Below are 14813 nucleotides of genomic sequence, written 5' to 3' on the forward strand. Positions count from 1 at the left end.
CATGTCAAGAAAGATTCTTAGCGCTGATGGTAGCCGACTTACGTTCCTCAAGAGTTGTTCGTTGCCAGGCAAGCATATAGGATGCGATGAGCCGAGACCGAAAGGTCTCTTTTTTTTGCCAAAAGGACTTAACTACCAGTGTGAAGCACTGAAAAACAATTGTCATGAGAAAGCGTTTGAAGCTGACGAACTAAGCGAAAGACGAAACGAGCTTACAAGTGGTAAGTGAGTAAGGAAAGCGTGCAAGTGAGGAAAGATGCGAGCGCTTGCCTCATGGCAAGAAAGCTTCTTAGCGCTGATGGTAGCCGACTTACGTTCCGCAAGAGTAGGACGTTGCCAGGCAAGCATATAGGATGCGATGAGCCGAGACCGAAAGGTCTCTTTTTTTTGCCAAAAGGACTTAACTACCAGTGTGAAGCACTGAAAAACAATTGTCATGAGAAAGCGTTTGAAGCTGACGAACTAAAGGAATACATGAGCCCTCAGCTCATGTATAAGTCCCACTAACTCCGTAAACGGAGAAGAGGGACGTTGTCGAATATTAAATAAGTAGTGAATAAAGCATTTTATTTTCATTGATATAGATATTTGAAGGATCAAATTGATCTACATTTGATTTGAGGTTATCTAAATCTTGATGATTATTTAATTGGATACCGATGATAACTGTTCCTGTATTTTGTGAGCTCTTTTTAAGGTATTCAAATTTGGTAATATCATCTTTCGGTCCAAGGACTTCATTGACAAATTCTCTTAAAGCGCCAGGGCGTTGTGGAAAGTTAAGAATGAAATAGTGTTTCATTTCTTCAAATAACAACGAGCGTTCTTCAATTTCTTTCATACGATTAATATCATTATTGCCACCGCTCACAACGCAAACAACTGTCTTACCTTTAATTTCTGAACGGTATTGTTCTAGTGCTGTCACACTCAATGCGCCTGCAGGTTCAGCAATAATCGCTTGTTTAGAATACATGTCCAATATAGTTGAACATACAGCACCTTCATGCACTTGAACGTAATCATCTACTACATTTTTAGCGATATCATAAGTGATTTCGCCTACTTTTGCTACTGACGCACCGTCTACAAATTTATCAATATCAGGTAAAGTTACAATTTGATTTTGTAGTACTACTGAAGCATACATACTGCTAGCCCCAGCAGGCTCTACACCGATGATAGAAGTTTGTGGTGAATGTGCTTTAAAATAAGTACCTACACCTGAAATTAAACCACCACCGCCAATTGCTGAGAATAAATAATCAAATTGTATATCATCTTCAGCAGATTGTTCAATGATTTCTTTTGCTAATGTGCCTTGCCCAGCAATTGTATAAATGTTGTTAAAGGGGTCAATGAAATTCATTTTATGGTTCTCAGTATACGTAAGTGCTTCTTTCAAGCAGTCATCAAAAGTATCTCCTGTTAGGACAACTTCTGCATTACGGCCTCCAAAAAATTTCACTTGGTTAATTTTTTGAAGTGGGGTCGTTACAGGCATAAAAATAACTGCTTTTAAATTTAATTTGTTAGCTGTATATGCAACACCTTGTGCGTGATTACCTGCACTGGCACATGTAATACCATTTTGTCTATCATTTTCATTTAACGCTATAATTGCGTTATAAGCACCTCTCAGTTTAAAGGACCTAACCCATTGTAAGTCTTCTCTTTTTAAATAGACGTTACAATCATATTTAAGTGATAAGTAATGATCCTTTTGTAAGGGTGTTTCTTTAACAACATCTTTTAATTGTAAGAAAGCTTCATCGATATCTTTGGAAGAAACAGTTGTTTTTACAGTCATAAATTTCACACCTTTATTTAAGTTTCGTTAAAATGTTTTTGCTGTTTCGTATGCTTGAATTTGATCTTCATATTGAAGTGTTACTGCAATATCATCAAGTCCGTTAATAAGCTTGTTTTTCCAGGTTTCATCAATGTCAAAATGAAATTGTTTGTTTCCTGCAGTCACTGTTTGATTAGGCAAATCAACAGTGACTTCTCCTGTTTCTACTATATATTCTCTTTCGTTTTCATCTAAAACGATAGGCAGCATAGCGTTTTTAGTACAGTTCATATAAAAAATATCGCTATAACTACCGGCAATAATAATATCAAAACCGTAATCTTTAATGGCCCAAGCTGCATGTTCACGACTTGATCCACATCCAAAATTATCACCTGTCACCAAAATAGAAGCGTCTTTGTATTCAGGTTTATTTGGGTTGAACTCTGGATTGTCTGATCCGTCTGCTAAATAACGCCATTCATCAAAAGCAAAGGGCCCAAATCCTGATTTTGAAATACGTTTCAAGTGTACTTTGGGGATAATTTGGTCAGTGTCAATATTATCGTGAAATAATGGCACAACTTTTCCTGAATAAGTTGTAATAGGTTGGATATCCATATTATACAACCACCTTTCTAACGTCTACAAATCTACCGTTAATTGCTGCCGCAGCAGCCATGGCAGGGGAGACTAAGTGTGTTCGTGCACCTTTACCTTGGCGTCCCTCAAAATTACGGTTACTTGTTGAAGCGCAGTGAACCCCATCTGGTACTTGGTCTGGATTCATTCCTAGGCACATGGAGCAACCTGGTTCTCTCCATTCAAAACCAGCATTTTTAAATACTTTATCAAGACCTAATTTTTCAGCTTCTATTTTTACGGTTCTAGATCCTGGCACAACAATTGCAGTGATATTAGGATGCACTTGATTTCCTTCTACAATATGGCTTGCTTCAATAAGGTCAGATAGTCGAGCATTCGTACATGAACCTAAGAATACATAACCTAATTCAATATCTTCTGCTTTTTGGCCTGGTTCTAATCCCATATAGTTATAAGCACGTTCATCATTCACATCTTCAATTTCTGGGAAGGGTGTATTAAAACTCACACCCATTTCAGGGCTTGTCCCCCAAGTTACTTGCGGCTCTAAATCTGACACATCAAGTTGAATAACTTTATCAAATTCTGCGTCTTTATCTGTATACAGCTCACGCCATTCATCAACTGCGTATTTATAATTTGTTGCGTAAGGGCGCCCTTGAACATATTCAAATGTTGTTTCATCAGGGGCCATCATGCCGTATTTGGCTCCAGCTTCAATTGCCATATTACAAATGGTCATTCTAGCTTCCATTGACAAACTACTGATTGTTTCGCCAGAGAATTCAAGGGCATACCCCGTACCGAAATCTACACCATATTGATTAATCAGATATAAGATAATGTCTTTAGCATATACACCTGTAGGTAATTGACCTGTAACATCGATTTTAAGATTTTTTGGTTTGGTTTGCCATAACGTTTGTGTGGCAAAGACGTGTTCAACTTCACTTGTACCAATACCAAAAGCGATTGCACCGAAAGCACCGTGTGTAGCTGTATGAGAATCACCACATACAATCGTTTTGCCAGGTTGTGTAAGTCCAGTTTCAGGACCAACCATATGCACGATGCCTTGTTCGTCAGATCCCATATCAAATATATGAACGTCAAATTCTGTAGCGTTTTTTTGAAGTGTTGTGATTTGTTTATTCGCTATTTCATCTTTAATGTTAAAAATATCTACTGTCGGTACGTTATGATCTAATGTCGCATATGTTAAATCTGGTCTACGAAGTTTTCTATTTTGTAGTCTTAGTCCTTCAAATGCTTGAGGAGATGTGACTTCATGTATAAGATGCAAATCTATATATAATAATTGTGGGTCACCTTCTTTACCAGTTAAGACATGCTTGTTCCAAACTTTATCAAATAGTGTTTTACCCATATGACATCTCCTCCTTTTTAAAGATTTTGTTTAACGAATTTAAAAATATCTGATGTATTATAATTACCATTGAGGTCGCGCGTTGTTTTTTCTTCTTCAATAAGTTGGTAAACGACCGATTCTAATTTATTAGCGGCTTCTGTTTCTTTAAGACTTTCTCTTAGACACATGACGAGTGATAAAAGCATGCCGAATGGATTGGCTTTATCTTGGTTAGCGATATCAGGCGCAGAACCGTGAATAGGTTCATATAGCCTTGGCCCATTTTCACTAAAACTGGCTGACGGAGAAAGACCTAAAGAACCTGGGATAACCGATGCTTCATCACTTAAAATATCTCCGAATAAATTTTCAGTGACGATGACGTCAAATTGAGACGGGTTAGTAATTAAATGCATTGCACAAGCATCGACAAGTAAATGATTTACTTCTACATCTGGGTATTCATTAGCAACGTCATTGATAACCTTACGCCATAATTTACTAGATGAAAGCACATTTTCTTTATCCACAGAAGTCAATTTCTTGTGACGTTTTTGAGCTAAATCAAAGGCAACTCTTGCGATTCGTTCAATTTCTTCACGTGTATAAGTTAAAGAATCTAAAGCTTGTTTTTCATTCCAATGTTTTGGTTCACCGAAGTATATACCGCCCGTTAATTCTCTGACTAAGATAAAATCGGTACCTGCAACGCGTTCTTTTTTAATAGGTGACAAGTGACTTGTACCACTAGTGACTGTAGTAGGGCGGATGTTAGCAAATAAACCTAATGATTTACGAATACCTAATAGGCCTTGTTCGGGTCTATTATTAGGATCTGTCCATTTAGGTCCTCCTACAGCACCTAGCAGAATGGCATCTGCTTGCTTACAAGCATTTAGTGTCGTATCGGGTAGCGGCGTACCGTGATTGTCTATTGCGATGCCGCCAAAATCATGGGTTTCTATTTCATAATTAAAATTAAAGTCAGAACTTAATTGAGAAAGAATTTCTAATGAACCATTTAAAATTTCAGGTCCAATACCATCGCCGGGTAGAGCAACAATTTTATAACTCATGAGTGAATACCTTCTTCCACTTTCGAATTTGAGACATATTTAGCATGAGCTTCTACATATGATTTGCATGAAGCTAATAAAATGTCATGATCGATACCTACGCCAGTAACTTCTTGATCTCCAATTTTAATTTGTACGTGTACTTCTGCTTGTGCATCCGTTCCTTCAGTTACAGACTCTATGCGATAATCAATAAGTTCCGTTTCGCGATTGAAAATACGATCTACTGCATTATATACAGAAACAATAGAGCCGGTACCGATACTTGAATCTTGATACGTATGACCATCTTTATCTTTAATGACGACCACAGCACTTTGTAATCCATTTGAAACGAATTGTAGTTGCAATGTTTCAACTTTGTAAATCGCATTTTGTTCATGCTCAGTACCTTGAATTAATGCGTGAATATCTCTATCAGTAACTGCTTTTTTCTTATCGGCAATTGTTTTAAATTGCTTAAATAGTGCTTTTTGTTCTTCTGGTTCAACTTCATAGCCTAATGCAATTAGTTTTTCTGAAAATGCGTGTTTACCCGATAGTTTTCCTAATGGTAATTCAGTTGTTTTAACGCCTACGAGTTGAGGTGTCATAATTTCATATGTTTCAGGGTTCTTAAGGACGCCATCTTGATGAATTCCTGATTCATGGCTGAATGCATTTTGACCAACAATTGCTTTGTTTCTAGGGACTCGAATACCTGCGTATCGAGCAATCAAATCAGAAGTGTCTTTCGTTTCTTCAAGATTTATTCTAGTTTGGTTACCGTAATGATCTTGTCGAACGTAAAGGCCAAGTGCTACTTCCTCAAGGGCCGTATTACCTGCACGTTCCCCAATACCATTTAAAGTTCCCTCAATACGTTTTGCGCCGTTCTCTATTGCAGCCATACTATTTGCAACTGCTAAACCTAAATCGTCATGACAGTGTGCACTGTAGATGACTTCATGATCAGTTTTAATTTTTTCTTGGAGTGTTTTAAAAATTTTGCCATATTCTGAAGGGTAACTAAAGCCAACAGTATCAGGTATATTGATTACACTTGCTCCAGCATCAACAGCAGTTTGGACACATTCGATTAAGAAAGGTAATTCAGTTCTTGTAGCATCTTCTGGTGAAAATTGAACGAGCTCAAAGTAATTTGTAGCATAGACTACATGCTCTTTGATTGATGCTAAAACGTCTTCTTTAGACATCATTAGTTTTGAATCACGGTGGATAGGGCTAGTTGCTAAGAATACGTGTATTCTAGGCTTTACAGCTTCCTTAGTTGATTCATAAACGGCGTCAATATCTTTCTTCACACAACGTGCTAATCCACAAACAGCAGTTGTTGTTAAGGTTTTAGAAATCTCTTCCACAGATTTAAAACTACCTGTACTTGAAGCGGGGAAACCAGCTTCTATAATATCTACACCCCATTTTTCAAGTTGCTTAGCGATTTTTAGACGCTCATCGAATGAAAAATTGACGCCCGGTGTTTGTTCGCCGTCTCTTAGTGTGGTATCAAATATTTGAATATGGCTATTCATTTTAAACATCTCCTAATAAATAAATTTTAGCAACATATGATGTAATGGCTGAAGAATCGCACATTACAGTAAATATCAAAGATATTTTACACAGTTTGATTCTCCAGATATCATCATATAACTAATTATTTTTCAATACTTTTTGATTTAATAAACGGCATCATTTCACGTAGATCTTTGCCGACTGCTTCAATTTGATGTCCGTGTTGTTCGTCACGCAATTTATGGAATTCTTCAAAGTTATTTTCATTATCTTTGATGAAACGATCACTGAAGTTTCCTTGTTGAATGTCGTTAAGCACTGCTTTCATATTATCTTTAACATCTGGAGTAATTACGCGTGGACCTGATACATAATCACCAAATTCAGCTGTATTTGAAATTGAATAACGCATATTTTCCATACCGCCCTCGTACATTAAGTCAACAATAAGTTTCATTTCATGTAACACTTCAAAATAAGCGATTTCTGGTTGATAACCAGCTTCGACAAGTGTTTCGAAACCAGATTGAATTAATTTTGTTGTACCACCACAGAGCACTGCTTGTTCACCAAATAAATCTGTTTCAGTTTCTTCTTTAAATGATGTTTCTAAAACGCCTGCACGTGTTGCACCAATTCCTTTAGCATAACTTAACGCTAAATCAGTAGCTTCACCACTTGCATCTTGTTCGACTGCAAATAGGGCAGGTACTGCGCTTCCTTCAGTAAATGTACGTCTAACTAAATGTCCGGGACCTTTTGGTGCTACTAAAAATACATCTACTGTTTCTGGTGGTTGGATCACATTAAAGTGAATATTAAAGCCGTGTGCAAAAACAAGTGCGTTATTTGGTTCTAAATTAGGTTCAATTTCTTCTTTATATACTTGTCCTTGAATTTCATCGGGTAAAAGCACCATGATGACATCAGCTTGTTTTGCTGCTTCATTTACAGGGTAAACTTCGAAGCCGTCATCTTTTGCTTTATCAAAAGAGCGTCCAGGTCTAATACCGATGATGACATCGTAGCCGTTGTCTTTTAAATTTTGAGCATGGGCATGGCCTTGTGAACCATATCCAATGATTGCAATTTTTTTACCTTGTAATGCATCTTTCGTAACTGATTGGTCATAATAAACTGTTGTCATAATAAAATCCTCCATGTTTTAAAATATCGTTTTAGTACTTAGCTTTAAACTAAACTTGCTGAACCAGTTCTAGAAACTTGTTCAATGTTATATGATGATAGATCGTCTAATAAGTTGTCCATTGTATACTGTGGGCCAGAAGCTTGAAGATACGTATAAGGCGCCTCACTTTTTAGAACTGAAACTAGCGCATCATATGGTTTAATAATATTTTGTAAATCTTGATGATTACTTGGTGTTTCTAATTTCACAAGTACTAATTCTCTGTTGTATGTGTTTGTATCCGTGATGTCTTCTACTTCTATGATGTTTATTTGTTTTTCGAGTTGTCTTAATAGATTTCGTAACACATCTGAATCTGGGATTTCTGCTACAAAAGTAATATTAGAAATTCCTTCTTCTCGAGTGGGCGTTACTGATAGTGTGACAATATTAAATTGCCTCCGTACAAAAATACCTGTTAATCTGTTTAAAGTACCAGCCTTGTCCATAACTTTGGTTCTAAATGTGCGTCTCATAATAATCCCTCCATCTCGTAGTTAGCTTTACCACTAGGAACCATTGGATTAACGGGTTCAATTGGTGAAATACGAACGTCAATTAACGCGGGACCATCATGTTGGAAAGCTTCATCTAGTTTTTGTTCTAAATGCGCCGGATCATCTATAAGAAATCCTTTAACGTTATAAGCTTCTCCTAATTTTAAGAAATCAGGTTGTCCGTTAAATACAGAATGAGAGAAACGTTTATTAAAGAATTTATCTTGCCATTGCTTAACCATCCCTAAAGTACCATTGTTTATGATTACTATTTTAATATCCAAGTTGTATTCTTCTAAGATTGCCATTTCTTGGTTTGTCATTTGGAAACCGCCATCACCTACAAAAGCTACGACCGTTTTATCAGGTTCTGCTAACTTTGCACCGATTGCAGCGGGGATACCAAAGCCCATTGTTCCTAAGCCACCGCTTGTTACTAATTGACCATGGTTTTTAAATGGGTAGTATTGTGCAACCCACATTTGATGTTGGCCTACGTCAGTAGTAACCACGGCGTCACCTTGAGTAATTTCTCCTATATATTCAATTGTGCGTTGTGGTTTTGAGAAAGTACCATCAGCGTCTTCTTTAAAAGCGAAAGGCTGTGCTGATTTATTGTTAAAACATGTTTCTAGCCATTCTTCGTGTCTGATTGAATAGCTTTCAAAATCTAATAAAGCTTCTAAAGTTGCTTTACAGTCCGCTACAATACCTAAATCCACTTTGATAATTTTATTTATTTCTGAAGGGTCGATATCTATATGAACAATTTTGGCATTAGGAGCAAATTCATCTGGTTTACTAGCAAGCCTATCATCGAAGCGGCTTCCAAAATTAATGAGTAAATCACACTCTGTTAATGCCATGTTACTTGCATAGGAACCATGCATACCTCCCATTCCTAAAAACAGGGGATTGTCATATGGAATTGCTCCTAGTCCTAATAAAGTGCTTACTACAGGTAATTGATGTCGTGTAACAAACTCGGTCAATACTTCATTTGCTTTAGCATGGTTAATACCAGCTCCTGAAAGTACAATAGGCTTTTTAGAAGTTTTCAAATAATCACGTAATTTTTGAATTTCAGTTTTATCCGGTTTGTTAGGTACCGAGTAACCAGGTAAATCTAGTTCATTTGAAACATCTACATTAGTTGATAAAATACCCATGTCTTTAGGGAAGTCAATGACAACTGGTCCTTTTCTTCCAGAATTAGCAATGTGAAATGCTTCATGAAGTACTTTTGGTATTTCATTTACATTTTTGATTTGATAGTTATGCTTAGTAATTGGCGTCGTCATTGAAAGTAAATCCGCTTCTTGAAAGGCGTCTTTGCCAATACCTGCTGTCGCTACTTGGCCAGTAATAACTACCAATGGTAAAGAGTCACTATATGCATCTGCAATACCAGTGATCGCATTTGTGGCTCCTGGTCCGCTTGTCACTACAACAACACCTGTTTTACCAGAAACACGGGCATACCCTTCAGCAGCGTGAGTTGCGCCTTGTTCATGTCTAGCTAAAATGTGCTCGATTTTCCCTTCATAAAATGTGTCATATAATGGGAGTACTGCACCGCCAGGGTAACCAAATATGAAATCTACACCTTCATTTGCGAGCGAATCTACTAATAATTCTGAACCAGATTTCATTTCATCAATTGTTTCTTTTTCTAATTCCATTTCAGGTTCAATTGTTTCTGTTGTTTCTAAATAATCTAAATTTTCTGACTTTTCGTATTCAAGTATTTCAGTTTGTTTAGACATAATGCTCACTCCTTAAATGAGATCTTCAGGTACTTGCATAATACCACCTGTGTTAGCGCTTGTTACTAATGCAGTATAACGTGCAAGATAACCAGTTTTTACTTTTGCTTTAAATTGTTTTAAGTTTTGTTTTCTGGATTCCAATACTTCATCTAAAACTTCTACGTTTAATGTCCTGTTCGTTAAATCAATCGTAATTTCGTCGTTATTTTCAATTAAAGCGATAGGGCCACCTGATGCAGCTTCTGGTGAAATATGTCCGACTGCTATGCCTCTCGTCGCTCCTGAAAATCTACCATCTGTAATTAATGCAACATCTTTACCTAAACCTCTACCTACAATAGAAGATGTAGGAGCTAACATCTCTGGCATACCAGGGCCACCTTTAGGTCCTTCATATCTGATAACAACTACGTGTCCTTCACGCACAACGTGATTATCAATCGCTTCCACAGCTTCATCATGTGAATCGAAACAGATTGCTTTTCCTTTAAATACTTTAATTGAAGGGTCGACTCCACCAACCTTAATAACTGCACCATTTGGAGCTAAGTTACCGTATAAGATGGAAAGGCCACCTTGTTTGTCATATGGATTATCGAGATGTCTAATAACGTCACTATTTAGTATTGCTTTGTTCTCATTGTTTTCACGAAGCGTTTTTCCTGTAGCTGTAATTCTATCTGGATGCAATGTACCTTCTTTCTTAAATAATTCATTGATAATAGCTGGAACGCCACCTGCCTCGTGTACATCATGCATTGAATATGAAGAACTTGGTGCGATTTTTGAGAGGTAAGGTGTTTTCTTTGCAATCTCGTTAATTCTTGAGAGGTCGTAGTCGATACCAGCTTCATTTGCAATAGCTAAAGTGTGTAAAACAGTGTTTGTTGAACCACCCATTGCCATGTCTAAAGCGAATGCATCATCAATTGCTTCTTTTGTTACAATGTCTCTTGGTTTAATATCATTTTTGATATTATCAACAAGTTTAAACGCTGCTTCACGAATCATTTCTCTACGTTGTTCGCTTACTGCTAATGCTGTGCCATTATATGGGAGAGCCAATCCTAAAACTTCCATTAAGCAATTCATTGAATTCGCTGTAAACATACCAGAACATGAACCACAAGTAGGGCAAGCATTTTGTTCCATATCTAGAAATTCGTCTTTTGAAATTGAACCATCTTTAAATGCACCAACGGCCTCAAACATGGAAGACAAAGTTAATGCTTTACCTTGTGATGATAAGCCTGCTTTCATAGGCCCACCTGAGCAGAAAATAGCTGGAACGTTAGTTCTTACAGATGCTAATAACATGCCAGGTGTAATCTTGTCACAGTTCGGTATGTAAAAAACACCATCAAACCAATGTGCATTGATAACAGTTTCTGCAGCGTCTGCAATGATTTCTCTGGACGGAAGTGAATATCTCATTCCAATATGTCCCATTGCAATACCGTCATCAACACCGATAGTGTCAAATTCAAAGGGAATAGCGCCTGCTTCACGAATTGCTTCTTTAGCAATATCCGCAAGTTCTCTTAAATGAACATGTCCTGGGACAATGTCAATGTATGAATTACAAATAGCTACGAAAGGCTTGTTCATATCTGTTGGTTTTTCTAAAGCGCCTGTTGCGTGCAAAAGGCTTCTTGCTGGAGCTTGATGATCTCCTTTTTTGATCATATCGCTTCTCATATTAATTCCCCCATAAATTTGAAAATAAAAAAGCGTCCCAATAAATAATTGGGACGCTTTTGAGTCCCATTCAACTAGAAATAGGACTTAAACATTTAGTAGATTCTTTACTAAAGTTCCAGTCCTAATAGCATAATAAAATGACTAAAATATTTGAAGTTGTTGGTTGGTATTGCGTTGTATGTTTGGTCATTTTATTATGCTCCTTTCCGATAGAATGGTTTGTTTTTATTTGTTAAATTGAATTGTCTAAAAATTCGATAAATTAAATTTACTATACTGAAGCTATACTGTCAATGATTTTTTTAAATTTTCTCTCAATTCACACAATTTTAAATACTTAGAACTTATTTTAGTTTGAAGTAAAATACTAAAAAATTTGTTAAACTGTAATAGTTAATTTAATAAAATCAAATGTTTGAGCGTACCATCATTTTTATAGAATATATTCATTTATATAAAGTATAAGTCGATTTAAACTTAAATAATATTTAAATGGAGCGGGTTGGACAACAAACATATTTAAAAAAATAAATTTGTCGTTCCATTGTAGTAAGTATGACTAAAAAATTGCTTAGTTAAGCAGGTTACATGAAGCAAGCTCGACACTAATCCAAATTAATTTGGAAGTGTCGCTAAAAAAAAGGAGAGGAATATGATTAAAATTAAAGGATTGGAAAATATGGAGCAATTTGGTGAAATATTAACGAAACATCTATCTGCCGGAGATATCATATTATTGAACGGTGATCTAGGTGCGGGAAAAACAACATTAAGTCAATTTATTGGTAAAGCACTGGGGGTCAAACGTAATATTAATTCTCCAACTTTTAATATCATTAAATCTTATCAAGGTGAAACTTTAAAATTACATCATATGGATTGTTATAGATTAGAAGATAGCGAAGAAGATTTAGGTTTCGATGAATATTTTGAAGATAAAGCAATCACATTGATAGAGTGGAGTCAATTTATAACAGAATTTTTACCACCTGAGCATCTTATTATTAATATTAAAACAGTAAGCCCAACTGAAAGAGACATAGAAATAAAAGCCGTTGGTCAACATTATCTAAAAATAAAGGAGGCTGTTGAACATGAAATGCTTGTTGATTGATACATCGAATCAACCTTTATCTGTTGCAGTGATGCAAGATGATAACGTACTTAGCGAAATAAATTCAAATATAAAGCAGAATCATTCTACTCAATTGATGCCAGCTATCCAACAGGTGATTGGTGAAAGCCAAATAGCGAAAGAAGATATTGACGCGATTATTGTAGCTCAAGGACCAGGTTCTTACACAGGATTAAGAATTGGTGTAACAGTTGCTAAAACTTTAGCATACGCATTGAATGCTGAATTATACGGTGTTTCATCACTCAAAGCGTTAGCTGCCACTGTGCAAGATGATAAACGTTTAATTGTACCTATTTTTGATGCCCGGAGAGAAGCAGTATATACAGGTATTTATGAATATAAAGCAAATAATTTAGTGAAAGTTAAAGAAGACCAATATTTACCAATACAAACGCTCCTTGATTTATTACATCGTATGGACAAACCATATGTATTTGTGGGTATAGACACTGAAAAATTAAAAGACTTATTAGATAGTGAGGGTATACCTAACTTACCTAAAGCAAAATATATGAAAAAACTTATTGAAACTACTGCCGATATTCATCAATTTAAACCCAATTATATTAAATTATCTGAGGCCGAGAGAAATTGGTTAAACCAACAGAACAAGAATTAAATATACGTTTGATGACTATAAAAGATGTACCACAAGTATTTGATATAGAAAGAAATAGCTTTAATGACAGTAGTTGGACAATAGACGCTTTTTATCATGAGATAGAAAAAAATGAATTTGCGCACTATTTTATAATAGAATTTAATGAGGAAATTGTTGGTTATATTGGTATATGGATTGTGATTGATCAAGCTCAGATTACAACTGTGGCAATAGATGAGGCTTATAGAGGTTACGGGTTAGGACAATTATTATTAAAATATGCAATGAACTACGTACAAACGAAATGTGAAATTATGAGTTTAGAAGTACGTGTAGATAACGAAGTAGCACAACATGTTTATACTAATTTAGGTTTTCAATATGGTGGTAAGCGAAAAAATTATTACGGTGAAGGTGAGGATGCGATAGTGATGTGGGTGAATTTAAATGAATAATCAAACATTAATTTTAGCAGTTGAATCTAGTTGTGATGAAACTAGTGTAAGTATTATAAAAAACGGAACGCAAATTTTAAGCAATATTGTGTTAAGTCAAATTGAAAGTCATAAACGTTTTGGTGGCGTCGTACCAGAAGTTGCGAGTAGGCATCATGTTGAAGGTATCACTACAACAATTGATCAAGCTTTAAGAGAAGCAAAATTACAAATGAAGGATATCAATGCAATTGCAGTAACGCAAGGACCTGGACTAATAGGTGCTTTATTAGTAGGTGTCAATGCTGCAAAGGCGCTTGCTTTTGCTTACGACAAACCTTTGATACCCGTGCATCATATTGCAGGTCATATTTATGCTAATCATTTAGAGCACCCTTTACAATTTCCATTAATGGCTTTAATTGTTTCGGGAGGTCACACAGAACTTGTATATATGAAAGACCATTTAAATTTTGAAGTCATAGGAGAAACACGAGATGACGCAGTTGGAGAGGCTTATGATAAAGTTGCGAGAACGATTGGATTAGGTTATCCAGGTGGGCCACAAATTGATCAGTTAGCAGCAAAAGGTCAAGATAGTTATGGCTTTCCGCGCGTATGGTTAGACGCTAATAGTTATGATTTTAGTTTTAGTGGGTTAAAAAGTGCAGTGATTAACAAATTGCATAATTTACGTCAAAAAAATTGTGAAATCAAACCTGAAGATGTAGCAACTAGTTTTCAAAATAGTGTTGTAGAAGTATTGGTTGGAAAATCAATATCAGCTTGTGAAGCTTATGATGTGAAACAGTTAATTGTAGCAGGAGGCGTTGCAAGTAACAAAGGTTTAAGGGCGCAATTAACTGAAGTATGTGACACGCATGGTATTAACTTGCGTATTCCAAGCCCAAGCCTGTGTACAGATAATGCAGCAATGATTGGCGCAGCAGCGCATTATTTATATCAAGCAGGTTATACAGGAGATATGTCATTAAATGGTTTTAATAATATGGATATAGAACAATTTTCAATAGTTAAATAATTATTTAAAAATATAATAGCTCATGTATTTCTACGTTTGTTTCGGTCAAATAAGAGAAAAGTAACTAGATAAGCAGAAATATGA

The 14813-nt window shown here is 36.0% G+C and carries 13 protein-coding genes; 4 read left to right on the top strand and 9 right to left on the bottom strand.

Annotated features, from left to right (window positions below; all coding sequences use genetic code 11):
- Positions 1 to 541: 541 nt before the first annotated feature.
- The 9 genes from ilvA to ilvD all read right to left on the bottom strand — a co-directional run bounded on the left by ilvA (position 542) and on the right by ilvD (position 11511).
- Positions 542 to 1810, bottom strand: coding sequence for a threonine ammonia-lyase IlvA (gene ilvA, locus KA894_RS00005; protein ID WP_103373571.1), 1269 nt, complete (start codon positions 1808 to 1810; stop codon positions 542 to 544).
- 27 nt (positions 1811 to 1837) lie between these two features.
- Entirely contained in the window at positions 1838 to 2413 is a 576-nt protein-coding gene (gene leuD, locus KA894_RS00010) for a 3-isopropylmalate dehydratase small subunit (RefSeq protein ID WP_119488182.1), read from the bottom strand.
- 1 nt (position 2414) lies between these two features.
- Positions 2415 to 3785, bottom strand: coding sequence for a 3-isopropylmalate dehydratase large subunit (gene leuC, locus KA894_RS00015; RefSeq protein WP_103373572.1), 1371 nt, complete (start codon positions 3783 to 3785; stop codon positions 2415 to 2417).
- Positions 3786 to 3802: 17 nt separating this feature from the next.
- Positions 3803 to 4843, bottom strand: a complete 1041-nt coding sequence (leuB, locus tag KA894_RS00020; RefSeq protein WP_096808833.1) for a 3-isopropylmalate dehydrogenase — start codon at positions 4841 to 4843, stop codon at positions 3803 to 3805.
- Positions 4840 to 6375 (bottom strand): 2-isopropylmalate synthase, encoded by a 1536-nt coding sequence (locus tag KA894_RS00025; protein WP_210133613.1) that lies wholly within the window; start codon positions 6373 to 6375, stop codon positions 4840 to 4842. The genes leuB and KA894_RS00025 overlap by 4 nt, the downstream gene beginning before the upstream one ends.
- Before the next feature lie 125 nt (positions 6376 to 6500).
- Entirely contained in the window at positions 6501 to 7505 is a 1005-nt protein-coding gene (ilvC, locus tag KA894_RS00030; protein ID WP_096808835.1) for a ketol-acid reductoisomerase, read from the bottom strand.
- 44 nt (positions 7506 to 7549) lie between these two features.
- Entirely contained in the window at positions 7550 to 8023 is a 474-nt protein-coding gene (gene ilvN / locus KA894_RS00035; RefSeq protein WP_096808836.1) for an acetolactate synthase small subunit, read from the bottom strand.
- Positions 8020 to 9810: a biosynthetic-type acetolactate synthase large subunit gene (ilvB, locus tag KA894_RS00040; protein ID WP_096808837.1), complete on the bottom strand. Its 1791-nt coding sequence runs from the start codon at positions 9808 to 9810 to the stop codon at positions 8020 to 8022. Before ilvB ends, ilvN begins: the two co-directional genes overlap by 4 nt.
- Before the next feature lie 12 nt (positions 9811 to 9822).
- Positions 9823 to 11511 (bottom strand): dihydroxy-acid dehydratase, encoded by a 1689-nt coding sequence (gene ilvD / locus KA894_RS00045; protein ID WP_096808838.1) that lies wholly within the window; start codon positions 11509 to 11511, stop codon positions 9823 to 9825.
- Between the two features lie 655 nt (positions 11512 to 12166).
- Between ilvD and tsaE the strand changes: the two genes are divergently transcribed.
- Genes tsaE through tsaD form a run of 4 tightly spaced genes read left to right on the top strand, consistent with a single transcriptional unit; the run spans position 12167 to position 14729 of the window.
- Positions 12167 to 12628 (top strand): tRNA (adenosine(37)-N6)-threonylcarbamoyltransferase complex ATPase subunit type 1 TsaE, encoded by a 462-nt coding sequence (tsaE, locus tag KA894_RS00050; protein ID WP_096808839.1) that lies wholly within the window; start codon positions 12167 to 12169, stop codon positions 12626 to 12628.
- Positions 12609 to 13271, top strand: coding sequence for a tRNA (adenosine(37)-N6)-threonylcarbamoyltransferase complex dimerization subunit type 1 TsaB (tsaB, locus tag KA894_RS00055; RefSeq protein WP_115342042.1), 663 nt, complete (start codon positions 12609 to 12611; stop codon positions 13269 to 13271). Before tsaE ends, tsaB begins: the two co-directional genes overlap by 20 nt.
- Positions 13244 to 13708 carry a ribosomal protein S18-alanine N-acetyltransferase gene (gene rimI / locus KA894_RS00060; protein WP_096808841.1) on the top strand — a complete coding sequence of 155 codons (465 nt, stop codon included), beginning with the start codon at positions 13244 to 13246 and terminating at the stop codon, positions 13706 to 13708. The genes tsaB and rimI overlap by 28 nt, the downstream gene beginning before the upstream one ends.
- Entirely contained in the window at positions 13701 to 14729 is a 1029-nt protein-coding gene (gene tsaD, locus KA894_RS00065; protein WP_210133614.1) for a tRNA (adenosine(37)-N6)-threonylcarbamoyltransferase complex transferase subunit TsaD, read from the top strand. The genes rimI and tsaD overlap by 8 nt, the downstream gene beginning before the upstream one ends.
- The last annotated feature ends 84 nt before the right edge of the window (positions 14730 to 14813 follow it).

The organism is Staphylococcus sp. GDY8P131P, assembly GCF_017891975.1.
In the GTDB taxonomy this organism is placed as follows: domain Bacteria; phylum Bacillota; class Bacilli; order Staphylococcales; family Staphylococcaceae; genus Staphylococcus; species Staphylococcus nepalensis.